The 14,330-nt window shown below is 71.0% G+C and carries 12 protein-coding genes; 2 read left to right on the plus strand and 10 right to left on the minus strand.

Annotated elements, in window-relative coordinates:
• Positions 1–66: 66 nt before the first annotated feature.
• From ABS64_RS06365 to ABS64_RS06390, 6 genes are all read right to left on the minus strand, one after another.
• Positions 67–1,098, minus strand: coding sequence for a glycoside hydrolase family 6 protein (locus ABS64_RS06365; protein WP_292681920.1), 1,032 nt, complete (start codon positions 1,096–1,098; stop codon positions 67–69).
• A 38-nt stretch (positions 1,099–1,136) separates the two neighbouring features.
• The gene (locus tag ABS64_RS06370) at positions 1,137–1,706 is read right to left on the minus strand and encodes a cell wall protein (RefSeq protein WP_292681922.1); all 570 of its coding nucleotides are present in this window, start codon (positions 1,704–1,706) and stop codon (positions 1,137–1,139) included.
• 65 nt (positions 1,707–1,771) lie between these two features.
• Positions 1,772–3,562, minus strand: coding sequence for a DUF4012 domain-containing protein (locus ABS64_RS06375; protein ID WP_292681923.1), 1,791 nt, complete (start codon positions 3,560–3,562; stop codon positions 1,772–1,774).
• Positions 3,563–3,585: 23 nt separating this feature from the next.
• A complete protein-coding gene (locus ABS64_RS06380) occupies positions 3,586–4,695 on the minus strand; it encodes a hypothetical protein (protein ID WP_292681926.1) in 1,110 nt (369 codons plus the stop codon).
• Entirely contained in the window at positions 4,692–6,347 is a 1,656-nt protein-coding gene (locus ABS64_RS06385; protein WP_292681928.1) for a HAMP domain-containing sensor histidine kinase, read from the minus strand. The genes ABS64_RS06380 and ABS64_RS06385 overlap by 4 nt, the downstream gene beginning before the upstream one ends.
• 19 nt (positions 6,348–6,366) lie before the next feature.
• Entirely contained in the window at positions 6,367–8,037 is a 1,671-nt protein-coding gene (locus ABS64_RS06390) for a HAMP domain-containing sensor histidine kinase (protein ID WP_292681929.1), read from the minus strand.
• 77 nt (positions 8,038–8,114) lie between these two features.
• Here ABS64_RS06390 and ABS64_RS06395 point away from each other — a divergent pair, with 77 nt between their 5' ends.
• A complete protein-coding gene (locus tag ABS64_RS06395; RefSeq protein ID WP_135948566.1) occupies positions 8,115–8,480 on the plus strand; it encodes a response regulator in 366 nt (121 codons plus the stop codon).
• An 11-nt stretch (positions 8,481–8,491) separates the two neighbouring features.
• On the opposite strand, the gene ABS64_RS06400 is transcribed toward ABS64_RS06395, so the two are convergent.
• The 4 genes from ABS64_RS06400 to ABS64_RS06415 form a co-directional block, all read right to left on the minus strand.
• The gene (locus tag ABS64_RS06400) at positions 8,492–9,427 is read right to left on the minus strand and encodes a hypothetical protein (protein WP_292681932.1); all 936 of its coding nucleotides are present in this window, start codon (positions 9,425–9,427) and stop codon (positions 8,492–8,494) included.
• Positions 9,428–9,430: 3 nt separating this feature from the next.
• A complete protein-coding gene (locus tag ABS64_RS06405) occupies positions 9,431–10,948 on the minus strand; it encodes a polysaccharide biosynthesis tyrosine autokinase (RefSeq protein ID WP_292681934.1) in 1,518 nt (505 codons plus the stop codon).
• A gap of 185 nt (positions 10,949–11,133) precedes the next feature.
• Positions 11,134–12,501: an HNH endonuclease signature motif containing protein gene (locus ABS64_RS06410; RefSeq protein WP_292681936.1), complete on the minus strand. Its 1,368-nt coding sequence runs from the start codon at positions 12,499–12,501 to the stop codon at positions 11,134–11,136.
• Between the two features lie 52 nt (positions 12,502–12,553).
• On the minus strand, positions 12,554–13,153 hold the full coding sequence (locus ABS64_RS06415) for a low molecular weight phosphatase family protein (RefSeq protein WP_292681937.1): 600 nt from the start codon (positions 13,151–13,153) through the stop codon (positions 12,554–12,556).
• A gap of 69 nt (positions 13,154–13,222) precedes the next feature.
• On the opposite strand from ABS64_RS06415, the gene ABS64_RS06420 reads away from it, so the two are divergent.
• Positions 13,223–14,080 carry a CPBP family intramembrane glutamic endopeptidase gene (locus tag ABS64_RS06420; protein WP_292681939.1) on the plus strand — a complete coding sequence of 286 codons (858 nt, stop codon included), beginning with the start codon at positions 13,223–13,225 and terminating at the stop codon, positions 14,078–14,080.
• Positions 14,081–14,330: the final 250 nt, after the last annotated feature.

The following is a 14,330-nucleotide window of genomic DNA, read 5'->3' on the forward strand; positions in this document are numbered from 1 at the left end:
GGGGTGTGGAGCACGGTGCTGAGCCACAGTCTAGCCACGCCTCGCGGCGGCGGTATCCGAGCGGCGTCAGCGCACGCCGCTGGTGAGTTCCGCGGCCGCGGCGGGCCACCACAACCCGGCCGCCGGACCGCCGTTGCAGACGCCGTCGCTCTCGCCCGGAGGCTTGATCCAGAGGTTGGTGTCCACGACGTCGTCGCCGAAGGTCCCGGTGGCATCGCCGACGCGCTGCCCGGACGGGTTGCACCAGGTCGCACCGGCGGTCGCGACGCCGTTGCGGGAGGTGTCGATGATGGCGTGGGTGCCCCCCAGGCGGTCCGAGAGGGCGTGCGCGTAGGCGAACTCGTCGTACGTCGACTGGTAGTTGGAGACGTTGGTGGCCACACCGCGCACCCGGTCGATGATGCCCATCTGGCGAATGAGCTGGGCCATCTCGTCGGGGCTGTGCCAGGCGCTGTGGCCACCGTCGATGTAGATCCACGTCGCCGTCGACGAAAGGGCGTCGACCGCGCCCGAGAGGAAGCCGGCACGGGTCGCGACATCCCCGCACTCGCTGGTCAGGGCGATGCTGTCGGGCTCGAGGATGATGATCTTCTGCTGATCGGGTGCCGTCTTCAGCGCTTGTCCGATCTCGGCGACCCATCGGAGGTAGTCGGCGGGGGAGAGGCCGCCGGCGGAGTGGCTGCCGCAATCGCGGTCGGGCAGACCGTAGACGACCATCGCCGTGGCACGCTTCTGATCGCGGGCCTGGGCGATGAGGTCCAGAACCGTTCCGCCGACGGTGCCGATGGGATCCTGCTCAGGGGTCAGCCAGTAGGCGGTGGGCTGCGCGGCGAGGTAGGTCGTGCCGGCGGTGGCATCGGCATCCATCGGCAGGTTCTCGAGCGCGATCCGTGCCTTCGACTGCTGCGGCGCGATGACGGTCGTTCCGACGGCGGGCGGCTGGGCGAGCATGGCATGCACCCCCTGGGTGACGGCGATCCCCACCGCGGCGATCGCGCCCACCACGATCACGGCGGCGAGGACGATGACGGCGATGACGATTCCGCGTCTCGGCGCGCGCCGAGGGGACAGGATGCGCCGGCGGGGGGAGGAGGACACGTCTGAACTGTACCGGTGCGGGGCGCGCGGACGGCCGTTCAGAGGTCGTTGCGGTCGCGACGACGGCGAACGGCGAGGGCGACGAGCACGACCGCGCCGGCGAGGACGAGCGCTCCACCGCCCACCCAGACGCCGACGAGCTGACCGCTGTCGCCGCCCGTGCGCGGAAGGCCGTCGGCGCCGGTGATCGACACGCTGGCCGTACCGCCGGCCGAGCTGCGCGAGATCGCCGCGATGTTGTAGACGCCGCTCGCGATCGCGGGCAGCACGATGCGGACCTCGCCGAGGGCGCCGTTCGCGTCGGAGGTGCGTGTGATGCTGCCGGTGCTGATGCCGAGGCGCACCATGGCGAAGGACGCGTTGGCGCCGTCTTGTCCGGTGACGGTGATGGTGACCGGCTCGTCGGCACCGAACGTGCGCTCCGCGCAGGAGAACGACAGGGTTCCGCCGGCGGTGACGCCGGCCGGCGAGGTCGTGCAGGAGTCGACGGGCGGATAGATCGTGGACGCGTGGGCGGCGTTCGGGGAGAGGGTGAGAACAGCTCCGACCAGGACCGCCCCCGCGGCGCGCGCCAGCGGCCGAGCGGTGCGACGGTGCGAGCGGGTCATGGAGCTTCTTCCTGCGGTGTGCACCAGACCGGGGACGAACCGGCCGAGCGTGCGATGCAGGGAGTCTACCCCGCGCCGCAGGTCGCCACGACGACGGGAGCGCGCGCGGCATCCGCCGTCGGCGTGACGACGGCCTGGGCGTCGCCGGCGGCGGTGTTCGCCCGGACGGTGACCGTCACGCCCGTCGATGCTCCCGGGGTGAGGTCGATGCCGAAGGTGAGCACCCGGCGTCCCTCGTGCACGCCGCCCGAGAAGCCGGCGCCGTTCGTGGCCGTCGCCGAGACGAGCTCGAAGCCCTGCGGCAGGTAGATGTTGCCGACGACCTCGGTCGTGCCGGGGGCGGTGCCGAAGTACCCGCCGCCGGTGATGTACTCGGGCAGCGCCGTCGCGGCGTCGGCGGGCGCGCGGCTGGTCAGGGTGAGCTGCAGGGTGAGCTGGCGGGGCGCGCTCTGCCCGCCCGGCCGGCACGATCCCCAGGCGAGAGACACGTCGGGGTCGATGTAGTAGCTCATCTTCGACCCGGTGCCGTCGTTCAGAAAGACGCCGAACCGTGCCGTGTGCGCGTCGGTGACCGGAAGCTGACCGGCCAGGACGGTGCCGTCGATGATCGCCTGCTCGTCGGCGTGCGCGCTCCAGGCGAGCAGGCGATGCTCTTCGCCGGCCCGGGTGAGGGCGGAGATGAGGCCGGATGCCGAGCCCCGCCCGTCGGCGAGGGCCTGGAAGACCGCGCCCGCCGCACCGGCGAAGAACGCGTCCTGATCGGCGGGCTTGGCGTACCGCAGGTACACCTCGTTGAGCAGCAGCGGGATCGCGTTGTCGGCGCTGAGGGCGTCGCCGCTCGGGAGGGCGACCGGGCCGGTGGTCTGCAGCAGGTACGACAGCACGACCGGGTCGATGGCGAGCACGCCGTCGACGTCGGTGCCTGTCTTCAGCCGGTACATCTCCCGCGCGATCGGAGCGTCGACCGTGAAGTCGGGAATCTGCGTGAGGTTCTGGAAGTATCGCGCCGGCTTGGTGTCGTAGATCTTCGTGACCTCGTCGGGCAGGGCGAGGACCGGGTTCGTGAAGCCACGCGGCAGATCGCCCGACGAGAGCGCGCCGATCAGTGACAGACGTCCGTCATCGGCACGCAGCACCACCGCGGCGCCGGCGATGCCGCCCAGCGAGCGCCACTCAGCGTTGTTCTGGACGAGCACCAGGTATGTCCGCGGTCCGTTTCGACCGAGCATGTCGGGCAGCAGCCGCGACGTGCGCGACAGGGTGTCCACGGCGGTCGACACGCTCGAGAAGAGATCGTCGGCACGGTCGACGGCCGCGCCGACGACGCCGATCAGCGGGGTGCGGTCGATGTCCTGCACGGCGACGGCGGCGTCGGCTGCGCGCGTCGCGGCATCCTGGGCGGGCGTCACGAGACCCGCGAGGACACTCGTGTCGAGGCGTCCACCGACGGGGCGCAGACCGTCGATCGACACGTTCTGAGCGGCGGTAGCGAGGGGCAGCAGACTCTCCCGAAGAAGTTCGTCGGATGCCGCGGCCACCGTGCCGAACGCCGCCAGCTGCGGGCCGATCCACGGCGTGTGGCTGGCGAACGCCCAGACGGGGTCGGAGGTGAGCTGGTGCGCCTCGGACGCGTCGGCGGCCAGCCGGGCCAGCGTCGGCGCGGCAGATGACGGGTCGGCGGCCAGCGCCGCGGTGCTCTGCGCTGCTCCGGTCTGTATCCGCTGCAGATGCTGGTAGGCGAGGGCCCCGCGTACACCCACCCACACGGCGATCGCGACCGCCAGCAGCAGCAGACCGGCGACGGTCCACGCGAAGATACGGCCCGCGGTGCGCGCCGGGCGGGGGAGTGCGCTCACGCCACGATCCTACGGGGAGGCGCTCAGGCGATCACGCTCGCGCGTTCCCAGCGGTCGCCGCCGGCCAGCTGCGCCTCGTCGGCGGCGGCTGCGGCGGCCGTGATGAGGTCGTCGAGGTCGTAGCCGATGCGCGACACGCTCGCCCAGCCGATGCTGGCCGACAGGCGGACGGCGATCGATTGGTCGGTCGAGACGGTCGCCACACGCTCCAGCAATGCGCGCAGGAGGGGACGGACGGCGGCCTCATGGCGCGGCAGCAGAACGAGCATGCGCGAGGGCTCGAACCGATCGAGATCGGCCTCGGCGGGGAAGACGGCGGCGACGTCCGACGCGAAGCGCTCGAGGACACGGCTGTACGCCAGCGCGCTGGAGGCTTCGCGCAGCGCGATCGGGTCGTCGAGGCGAACGTCCAGCAGTGACCACCACGCGTCGTCGAATCGCTCCGCGCGGGCGAGTCGGTCACGTGCGATGACTCGGAAGCCGGCGACCGTCGCCGTCACCGAGGTCGGGTTCTCGGCCCGGGCGAGCAGCAGCAGCGTGGTCAAGGCGGTCACGAGCGTGATGGCCATGACCACCGGGGTGAAGTCCTCCGTCGGAGGGAGGTTGTCGACCAGGCGCAGGCGGTCGCCCACGAGGTCGGTGCAGAGCCACACCAGGGAGAACACCGCCACCAGGCCCGACGACAGGGCGAGCGGGACGATCACGCCGCGTGCTGCCGTGCGCACACCGACGAGTTCGATCGCCGTGGCTGCGGAGATCGCCGCGAACACGACGAGCTCGACGTTGCCGACCGCGTCTTCGGCGGCGGTGCCCGAGGTGAGCGCGACGGTCACGATGACCACGAGCGTCACACCGATCACCGCCGACAGCAGGATCGGTCGGCGCCCGCGGCGCGCGCGCAGGCCTACCCACACGAGGCCCAGAGCGAGGAGCATGAGTCCGTCGCTGAGGGCGTCGAGCCAGGCATTGTCGAGCAGATTGGCGCTGGTCTGCAGGTAGCTCGCGGCCATGGCGGCGATGAATCCGCTGGACCAGATCGCGGCCTCCCGCGACGGCCGCTGCAAGAACCCCAGCCCGATCATGATCGCGGTGCACAACGTCGTCAAGGCGACCATGACGGTCGAGATGCTCATGCGCTGACCTCCGTCGTGCTCGGACGGTGAGAGCCCCGCAACGGCAGGCGGACGGTCGCGGTCGTGCCGGTGCCGAGCGTGCTCTCCAGACTGATCGCGCCCGCATTCTCCTCGATGATCTGGCGGGCGATCGACATTCCCAGTCCGGTGCCCGCGATGCCGCTCGCGGTGGCGCTGCGCGCGCGGAAGTAGGGGACGAAGACCCGCTCCAGATCGTCGGCCGCGATCCCGATGCCGGTGTCGGACACCCGCAGCACCGCGTCGTCGCCCTCTGCGGTGGTCATGACCTCGACGCTACCGCCGCGCGGGGTGTACTTGATGGCGTTGCTGATGAGGTTGTCGACGACCTGGCGCAGTCGGAAGCCGTCCCCGGTGATCGGCAGGGGGCGGTCGATGTTCGTCTGCAGGTCGATGTCGGAGGCGGCCGCGGCCGGGGCGAATGCGTCGGCCGTGGCCGCGGCGATGACCGACAGGTCGAATTGGTCGCTCACCTCCGGGGCGCGGTGGGAGTCGAGCAGCGATTTCGTGAGGGCCAGCATCCGTTCGGCGGCCCCCTCGATGATCGTCGCGTGCTCGCGCTGGGCCGGCGTGAGGTCTTCGGCGTCGAGCATGAGGTCGGCGTGACCGAGGATGACCGTGAGCGGGTTTCGCAGCTCGTGGGAGACGGCGCTGGTTGTCGCCCGCTGCTCTCGGCGCTCGCGCTCGGTGTCGGTGACGTCGTCGAGCTGGATGATGGAGACCTCCGTGTCGTCGTCGGTCTCGGTGCGCACCGTACGTCCGCGGATCGACATCGACAATGCGCGCCACTCTCCGCTGGCGTCGTACAGCCAGATCAGCTCGTTCTCGATTCGCTCGCCGCGGGCGGCGCGGGCGATGGAGGTCGCGTCGCGGGGCAGGGCGGTGCCGCGGTAGGCGTCGTACTCGACGGCGCGCGGCGGATGCCGGTAGTCGTCGTTGTCGTAAGCGTAGAGATGCCGGTAGGCGGCGTTGGCGAGGTCGATGTTCCCACGGTCGTCCACGCGGGCCAGCGCGGTGCTCACGGTGTCGAACAGTCCGTTGGCGCGGTCTTCGTGCACGCTCATCCGCGCCACGGCGCGGTCGAGCTGGCGGGACTGGCGCTGGATGAGCAGGCGGAACGCACGGGTGCGACGGGCGCCCTGGTTCATGGCGATGCCGAGGAAGCCGAGTCCCAGCAGGACGATCATGATCTCCAGGGGCGACGTGAGCGGTGCCCCGGGAATCCACCAGCGCACGATCTGCAGCGCGAAGATGAGCCCGAGCGCGGCGACCACGGCAGCCATCGAGTAGTAGGTGGCCACCCACGCCATCGGGACGACCCACAGATATCCGAGCGTGTGGTCCGAGATGGCGAGCAGTCCGATCGCGACGGCGTCGGCGAAGGGCAGTGCGAGGACGAGCTCGCGATGGCGGGCCCACGGCATGACCATCGCCCACGACGTGATCGCGCAGATCAGGGCGAGCCCCGTCAGCAGCGAGATGTCGCCGAAGAGCCGGGGGTTGAGCAGCGTCACGCCCAGTGCGACCGCGACGGTGCTGAAGCCGACGATGAGCTGCCACTGCCACACGGACCTCACGACGGTGCCGATCAGCTGGCTGTCGGCCCATCGACTCTCGACGCGGGGGGTGGTCATCGGTTCCTCATTCGGCAGTCTATTGATCCGCGTCGGCGGCAGCTGTGCCGCTGCGGGGAAGCAGCAGGGTCGCCTTCGTACCGTGTCCGGGAAGCGACACGATCATGACCTCCCCGCCGTTTCGTCGTGCGAGCATCCGGGCGATGGGCAGGCCCAGACCCGTCCCCGGGGTCGCACGGACCTCGGCCTGCTCGCCGCGGTAGAACGGGTCGAAGACCTGGGCGAGGGCGTCGGGCCCGATGCCCGGACCGGTGTCGCTGACGGTGAACATCACGTCGGCGGCGACACCCGAGATCTCGACACGGACGGCGCCGCCGGCCGGTGTGAACTTGACGGCGTTGGACAGCAGGTTGCCCAGTGCGCGCGCGGCGTCGTCGCGGTCGGCGAAGACCGCCATCTCCTCTGCGGTGTCGATGTCGACCTCGATGGAGCGCGCAGTGGCGCTGCCGGTGTGGTGCGCGACGACCTCGTGCACCAGGTCGGATGCCGCGATCTCGAGCGGTCGCGGTCGTTCGGCCTGGGTGCGGCTGAAGGCGAGGAGGTCGTCGAGCATGCCGGCCAACCGTCCGGTGTTGCGATGGATCGCGTCAACCCACGCACCGGCCTCGGCAGGCAGTTCGGCGTCGGAGAGCAGCTCGCTGTAACCGGCGATGATCGTGATGGGCGTGCGCAGCTCATGGCTGGTCGTGGAGAGGAAGTCCTGCCGCTGCCGTTCGAGGTCGTAGCGCACCTGGACGGTGGCGGCGGTGGCACGCGCGGCTTCGGCGCTCTGCTCCGCGGAGTCGACCGCCGTGCGGGCGTTGCGCAGCGACTCGTTGCGTTCGGTGGTCGTCAGTACCGTGAAGATCGCGAGCGCGGCGACGAAGGCGGCGACCGTGATGGCGCGCTCGGTGGGGTCGATGCGGGCCGGGTCGAACACGCCCATGCTCAGCCTGCTGAACAGCATCGTCGTGAGCGCGACGACGAGGGCCTGGATCTGGGCGAACAACGGCGGAAAACGCAGGGATGCCCACGCCAACGGCACGAAGACGAGGAATGCGAGCGGCAGCGGGCTGAGCGGCCCGATGCCCGCCGCGATGACGATGAGCATCACGAGGATCTGCGCCGCCGACTCGCCCGGACGAGAAGGCGGCTGAGGCTGCCCCTCGAAGAGCGCGAGAGGAACGATCAGCAGCACCGCCGACAGGTGGGAGGCGCAGGTGATGATCGCCGAAGCGAGGGGTTCGCCCTCGACGAGGGTGATGTTGATGAGCGCGATGAGCAGGGCGAAGACCATGGCGGAGACCGCGGACAGGGCGACGAACTGCACCGCGTCGGTGGTTGTGCGCAGGCGTGCGTCTCGGCCCCCGCGCAGCAGCAGCCAGCCCAGCATCGCCGCTTCGATCGCGTTCGCCAGTCCGTACAGACCGCTGAGCTCGGCGGGTCGCCCCGCCACGAAGTTGCCGGCGGTCGTCGCGACGAGCACGACGCACACCGACACCGCGCGGCGATGCGGCGGCGCGCGCAGGACGAGCACGGCCGAGACGCCGGCCGCGGGCCACCACAGGGCTACCGGCACGCCGGGAACGGCGAAGCCGACCGCCACGATCGACAGCACGAAGATGAGCACTGCTCCGCCCAGCCAGAAGCCCAGGGTGCGCCACGCAGCTGTGGGGCGATCGACGGGGCGATCCACCCCGGAGGCTGTCATACGAGTACGCTAATGGCATTCGGGGGAAATCTAGACAGGCTAGTTATCGAGGGGTCGAGTCGGTGGAGGACGCACCCATGGCGAACGTGCTCGTTGTCGATGACGACGCCGACGTCGCCGAACTGGTGCGCACGGTCTTGAGCATCGCCGGTCATGAGGTCACCGTCGCCGCCGACGGCGAGCACGGAATCGCCGCGGCATCGGCAGCGCACCCCGATCTCATCGTTCTCGACTGGATGATGCCGGGGATGACGGGCATCGAGGTCTGTCGCACGCTGCGGCAGGATTCGTCGTTCGATGCCACCCGCATCATCATGCTCACGGCCAAATCGGCGCCGTCCGACATCGATGCGGCGCGCGGAGCGGGTGCTGACGACTACGTCGTCAAACCCTTCGCGCCGCGCGAGCTGCGTCGCCGCGTCGCCGAGCTGCTCGCCTCGTGACTGCGGCCGGCTCAGCCGGCGATGTCGATGAGGCGTGAACCCGCCCAGAGGCTGAGCACGGTGCCCGATGCGCTGCTGCTGGCGTCCAGTGCGAGCGGTCCCGAGGCGTCGGCGGCGTCGAGTGTCGTGCAGCCGAGATCGCTCGCTTCGGCCGCGTCGCTGGAGTGGGCAGTGATGCGGATGCCGGTGCACGCGGCATCCGTCTGCGCAATGTAGACGGTGCCGGCGGTGACGGCGACGGCGCGTGCGGCCGGAGCGAGACGCGTCCAGTTCTGGCCGTCCAGACGGTAGGCGGTGTCATCGCAGACGATCGCGGTCGTGCTGCCGGCCGAGCGCAGGCCCCAGGGCGTCGCGCAGGGGGCGGCGATGCGGGCGCCGTCGACGATGACGGCGCGCTCGCCGGGCAGCACGTAGGTGTCGGCGGCGAAGATGTCGGGATAGGGCTCCCAGAACCGGCCGTCGGTGTAGGTGCGCAGCGTGTTCAGGGTGCAGTTCGCGCCGAGCGCGGCGACGGCGGTGGCGTTGCGGCCGCCGAACGAGGTGAGGCTGAGCACCTGGACGGCGCCCTTCGCCGTGGGGGTGACGCTCTGCCACGTGGCGCCGTTGTCGCCGGAGCGTTCGACGACGGGGGCCGCGCCGCCGCACGCTCCCGCGGTGGCGCGCCACATCGCGTCGGCGCCGACGGACAGGAACCGCTCGGCCGCACCGGGCGCGCCGGCAGGGGTGGGGGAAGCGGATGCCGTGGGTGTCGCCGTCGCTGTCGGGGTGCGGACGGTGTAGGTGAAGGTGGGCGCCGGTCCGACGGTGGCGTCGACGTCGCCGGGGCCGCGGCCCTGCCGGAGCGCGGCGACGCTGAGCCCGACGGCCGCGACGGTGAGCGCGATCAGTCCGATCGCGATGAGCGTCGCGCCGCCGCGGCTCTTGGCGAAGCTGCGCGGGCGAGACACGACTCAGCTCTCCCTGTCGGCCTCACGCGCGTCGCGGCGGGAGTCGAACCCGAGCTCGTCGAGCGTGGGCGCGGCGGGCACGCTGGCCAGCGGGGTGGTGCGTCCGCGGCGCTTGGCCCCCTTGCGCTCGGCCTTGGAGGTCTTGGCCGGGGTCTCGCGGTAGCCGTACCCGTATCCGTAGCCGTACCCGTAGGCGGAGTAGTAGGAGTCGGGCCCGCGGGTGGGAACCATCGACATCACGAAGCCGGCGAGCTTGGCGCCGACGGTGTTGAGGGCTTCGGTGGCCCCCTGGAGCTGGTGCTTGGTCGTGCGGCCGGCCGAGATGATCAGCAGCGCGCCGCTGGTGACGCGCGCGAGGATGGCGGCGTCGGTGACGGGCAGCAGGGGCGGTGCATCGCAGAGCACGACGTCGAAGTCCTTCTCGAGCATCTCGAGCAGGGTGTTCATCTGGCGGGAGCCGAGCAGCTCGCTGGGATTCGGCGGGATCTTGCCGGCGGGCAGCACGTAGAGGCTGCGCCCGCCCCAGGGGAGCATGACCTCGCCGACCTTCGCCCGGCCGATGAGCACGTCGGTGAGACCCGCGCCGCCTTCCATGCCGAGGTATTCGGCGACCTTGGGCTTGCGAAGGTCGGTGTCGAGCAGGGCGACGCGCTTGCCGGCGTCGGCGAGGGCGATGGCGAGGTTGATCGTGGTGGTCGACTTGCCCTCGCTGGGGATCGAGCTGGTGATGACGAAGCTGGACCGGCCGCCCATGTCGAGGAACTGCAGGTTGGTGCGCAGGGCTCGGAACGACTCGGCGCGAGGGCTGAGCGGATCGGCGTGAACGATGAGCGGGCGCTCTCTCGCCTTGGCGTCGAACGCGATCGCGCCGATGCTCGGGGCGCCGGTGATCTGCTCCGCGTCGCGCGGCGTGCGCACGCGGTTGTCTAGGGTGGTGCGCAGAACAGCGACACCGATGCCGAGCGCGAGGCCGACGAGCACGCCGAGGGCGAGGTTCAGCGGCACGTTGGGGCTCGACGGCTTGAGCGCGGGCTGCGCGTCGCTGACCCGGGTGAGGCGGATGGCGCTGGCGCCGTTGTTGCCTTCCGGCTCTAGCTGTGGTACCGCGGAAGCGAGGCTTCCCGCGACGGCATTGGCGATCTGGGCTGCCTTAACCGCGTCAGGCTGAGAGACCGTGATCGTGATGAGCGTTGAGTTCAGTGCGGCAGAGGCCTTGACGTCGCTCGCGAGAGACTCTGATGTCGTCGCGAGCCCAAGGTCCGCGATCACCGGGTTGAGGACGACCGGCGTCGTCGTCAGCCCAACGTACGTGTTGATGCGCGCCTGTGCGAAGGATGATCCCTGCTGAAGCTCAGCGACAGTGCTTCCGGCCTGCGTCGACACGAAGACCGTGGCCGACGACTCGTAGATCGGGGTCCTCGTGAGGGAGTAGCCCGCCGCCGCGCCGAGTCCCAGCAGGGTCAGCACGACGATCACGAGCCAGTTCTTGCGGAGGATGCGGATGTAGTCGCTGAGCTCCATGGTGCCTCTCGAAGACGCGCTGCCAGCCAGGAGGGGGGTTGCAAGGCCGGGACGATCGGACTCAGTCTGCCATAGCGGATGTTTCGGGCCGGTGTCCGGGCGGCAACACGTGCGTGTGCAGCCTGCACAGGTCGTCGTCGCCGTCGGTGCCGCCGTGTGGATCCGTCATCATCACCCCACATCGCTCAGCAGCTCAGCGTGTAGCGGGCGCCCCCACCGATGCGGGGCGTGCGATCGGCGTCGATCCACGGCGGCGGGATGAACCACACCCGCGCCGCCACTCCGACGCCGTCGACGCGGATCTCCCACCCGTCGCTGTGGATGCGATGGTGGCAGCCGGTGCACAGCAGCACGCCGTTGTCGAGGTCGGTGGGCCCGGCATCCCTGTTCCACCAGGCGATGTGGTGGCCGTGAGTCCACGCCGGCGGAGCCCCGCAGAACGCGCAGCCGCCGTCGCGTTCGGCGAGGGCGAGCTTCTGGGCGGGAGAGAACAGGCGGCGCGCGCGGCCCCAGTCGAGAATGTCGCTGTCGCCGCTGAGGACGCACGGAATGACCTGCAGGTCGGCGGCGAGCCGGCGCACTTCCGCGGCGGGCAGCGATGCGTCGAACCCGTCGATGCGCGCGACGCCGCACCCCGACTCGAGCTGGTCGAGCGTCATCCGCACGACGACGGTGGTCGTCGCGACCGTGGGGACCTGCTCGCAGCCGAGGGCGTGCGCGCACAGTTCGTGCAGGGCGTCGGCTCTCATCTGCGGCACCGTGCGCTCGTCGCGAAGAGCGCCTGCCTCGGGGTTGTCGCCGCCCCCGTGTTCGTGCCGCGGGGCGTGCTCGTTGTTCTGCAGCACGCGGGTGACCATCGCGTCGAGCACCGTCTTGATCGGCGCGGCGGTGGCCACGTCGAATACCCCGGTGAGGTGGAGCATGCCGTCTCGCTCCTGCATCCGCAGCGCGCGGGCCGACCGATGCTCCTCGTGCGCGGCGGCGAGCCCGTCGGGGTCGAGTTCGGCCTCCGCGTGCGCCAGCAGCCTGCTCAGCTCGTCGGCCCGCAGTCCGGGTGCCCGCTGGCAGAGGTCGCGCTCGGCGGCATCCCTGTGCGCGGAATCGACGCGGAGCGAAAGCTTGTCGAGCAGAGTGATGATCGCCGACGCCGCTGTCATCGACAGAGCGCCCGCCGCCACAGCCGCCGCCACGTGCGGATGCGCGGCGGGTCGCGACTCGCCGCTGATACTGGTGCGCGGCGCCGTGCTCTCGCCCACCTGCACGAGTCTGATCGCTTCGCCCACGCTCGCGCCGGTGGTGGCTTGGATCAGCGCGACGGGGGAGCGGAAGCCCTGCTTCTTGGCGAGGGAGTCGCCCCCGAGCTGCGGCCGCGACTGACGGGAGATCTCGGCTGCGACGGGCGCGAACGCGGCGTCGACCTGGCGCATGAGCACGCCGAAAGCGCGATTCACCTCGACGAGCGCGCTCGGTGACAGCGCGGCCGGCGCCTGTGCACCGCCCGCCGCCGCGAGCGCGTCGAGCGCTGCGGCGATGCCATCGAGCCTGTTCTCCATGACTTCGACATTAGAACATACCTACGACACTCGTTGGAGTTGTCCACAGGGGTCAGCCGAAGGCGATCCGCACGACGCGTTCGACGGCGACGAGCCCTGGCTCGAGCTCGACTGCGGAGCGTTCGTACGTCGCCGCCGACCGACCGTAGGGGTCGATGACGTCGTCGTCCTCGGCGGATGCCGGGGGCAGCGTGATCCCGCGGCGCCCGGCGACCGCGCCCAGCGCGGCGGCGAAGCGTTCCCGCGGGGTGGCGCCCTCCCCGGCTGTCGCCGCGGCGGCGCGCAGGTCGTCGTCGCTCAGGTCGGCGGCGAGTCGGGCGAACTCGCGGGCGGTGAAGGCCTGTCGCATGCGCGAAGGGTCGAGCTCGACGACCTCGCGGCGGTGGTCGCGGGCCATGGCGAGCACGAGGTCGGCGGTGCGCACGTGCACGGGGGTGAGGTAGCGGGCGGCGTGCGACGCGACGAGCGCGGGGTCGACGCCGCGGGCGACGGCGAGGTCTGCGGCTTCGGGGGTCATCGGCATCCCGTCGCGCGCGCGAGCGCCGGCGCTGGCGACGCGCACTGGAAGGTCGGCGAGGCGGGTGGACAGCAGTTGTGCGGCCAGGGGGGAGCGGCAGATGTTGCCGGTGCACACGGTGAGGATCTCGAGCACGCTGACTTCCGGTGTCGATAGAGCGGGGAGGGAGTGTGTGGCTCGCCGCGTGACCGGTAGTTTGGCCACGTGCCCGATCAGCTTAGCGACCCCGGTTCGTCCGCCCTCGAGGCGTCGGCGCCTGCACGCCGGTCGCCGAGGGGGCGCGGCGCGTCGGGGGCGTCGGGCGAGGCCGCGACGCGCGGGCGCCGTCGTCGCAAGCGCACCGACTGGCGGCTGGGCGGCACGGCGGTGCGCCGGTGGGACCTCTCCGTCCTGTCGGCGGCGCTCATCGGGGTGGGGCTCGGTGTCGTCGGCGGCGGCGCCGTGAGCCGTATCGCGGCGCCGTGGGCCGCCACCGCCTCGACCGTGGTGCTGTGGCTCGGGCTCGGTGCCGCTGTCGCATTCGCGTTCGCGCGGTCGCGGCCGGCCGGGCTGCTGAGGTTTCGGCCGATCGATGTGCTGTGGGGCGTCGGGCTGGGGCTCGGCCTGCGTCTGCTGCAGGGCTGGGTGAGCGGTGCGGATGCCGCGGCCTTCCCCTCCGCGATGGCGCTCGACGGGGGGCTGCCCTCGGGCTGGTGGCTGACGGAGGCGATTCCGGCGGGCCTGGTCGCGCCGCTGGTTGAGGAGTTCTTCTTCCGCACGGTTGTGCTGATCGCGGTGTATCAGCTGCTGCGCCGGAGTCTGGGCGGGGTCGCGGCCGGGGTGACGGCGGCGCTCGTGTCGGCGGGAGGGTTCGTGCTGCTGCACGCGACGTCGGGGACGTTGACGCTGGTCGACGGCATCCAACTCTTCGCGGTCGGCGGCACGTGCGCGCTGGTGGTTCTGCTCACGGGGCGCATCTGGGGCGCGGTGCTGACGCACGTGACGTACAACGTGTCGTATCTGGTGCTGGTCGTCGTCGGAACGCTGGGTGCCGTCGCGCCGACGGCGCCGTCGCTCGGCTGACGACTCGCACGCGACACCAAGTTTTCACCAAAAGGATGATGAGAGGCCTCTCATCCTGCTCATAGGCTCGGGTGCCACGGGCAGTCATCAGACCGTCACTCGTCACACATCTGACACAGATGGCTGATACTCTCCCGACAACCGGGGGGCCGAAACCGAGATCTAGGAGGAAGCCGAAGTGTCGACCGATATTCAGGTCGATGCGACGACGGAGTCGCCTCACGACTCGACAGCATCCCGCGCGGACAGC

This window comes from Microbacterium sp. SCN 69-37 (assembly GCF_001724435.1).
GTDB lineage: Bacteria > Actinomycetota > Actinomycetes > Actinomycetales > Microbacteriaceae > Microbacterium > Microbacterium laevaniformans.

Bases quoted from the DNA above. Each gene is read 5' to 3' on its own strand.
- ABS64_RS06370 (WP_292681922.1), bottom strand. From the start codon at position 1,706: ATGACCCGCTCGCACCGTCGCACCGCTCGGCCGCTGGCGCGCGCCGCG.
- ABS64_RS06380 (WP_292681926.1), bottom strand. From the start codon at position 4,695: ATGAGCATCTCGACCGTCATGGTCGCCTTGACGACGTTGTGCACCGCG.
- ABS64_RS06385 (WP_292681928.1), bottom strand. From the start codon at position 6,347: ATGACCACCCCCCGCGTCGAGAGTCGATGGGCCGACAGCCAGCTGATC.
- ABS64_RS06390 (WP_292681929.1), bottom strand. From the start codon at position 8,037: ATGACAGCCTCCGGGGTGGATCGCCCCGTCGATCGCCCCACAGCTGCG.
- ABS64_RS06395 (WP_135948566.1), top strand. From the start codon at position 8,115: ATGGCGAACGTGCTCGTTGTCGATGACGACGCCGACGTCGCCGAACTG.
- ABS64_RS06405 (WP_292681934.1), bottom strand. From the start codon at position 10,948: ATGGAGCTCAGCGACTACATCCGCATCCTCCGCAAGAACTGGCTCGTG.
- ABS64_RS06410 (WP_292681936.1), bottom strand. From the start codon at position 12,501: ATGGAGAACAGGCTCGATGGCATCGCCGCAGCGCTCGACGCGCTCGCG.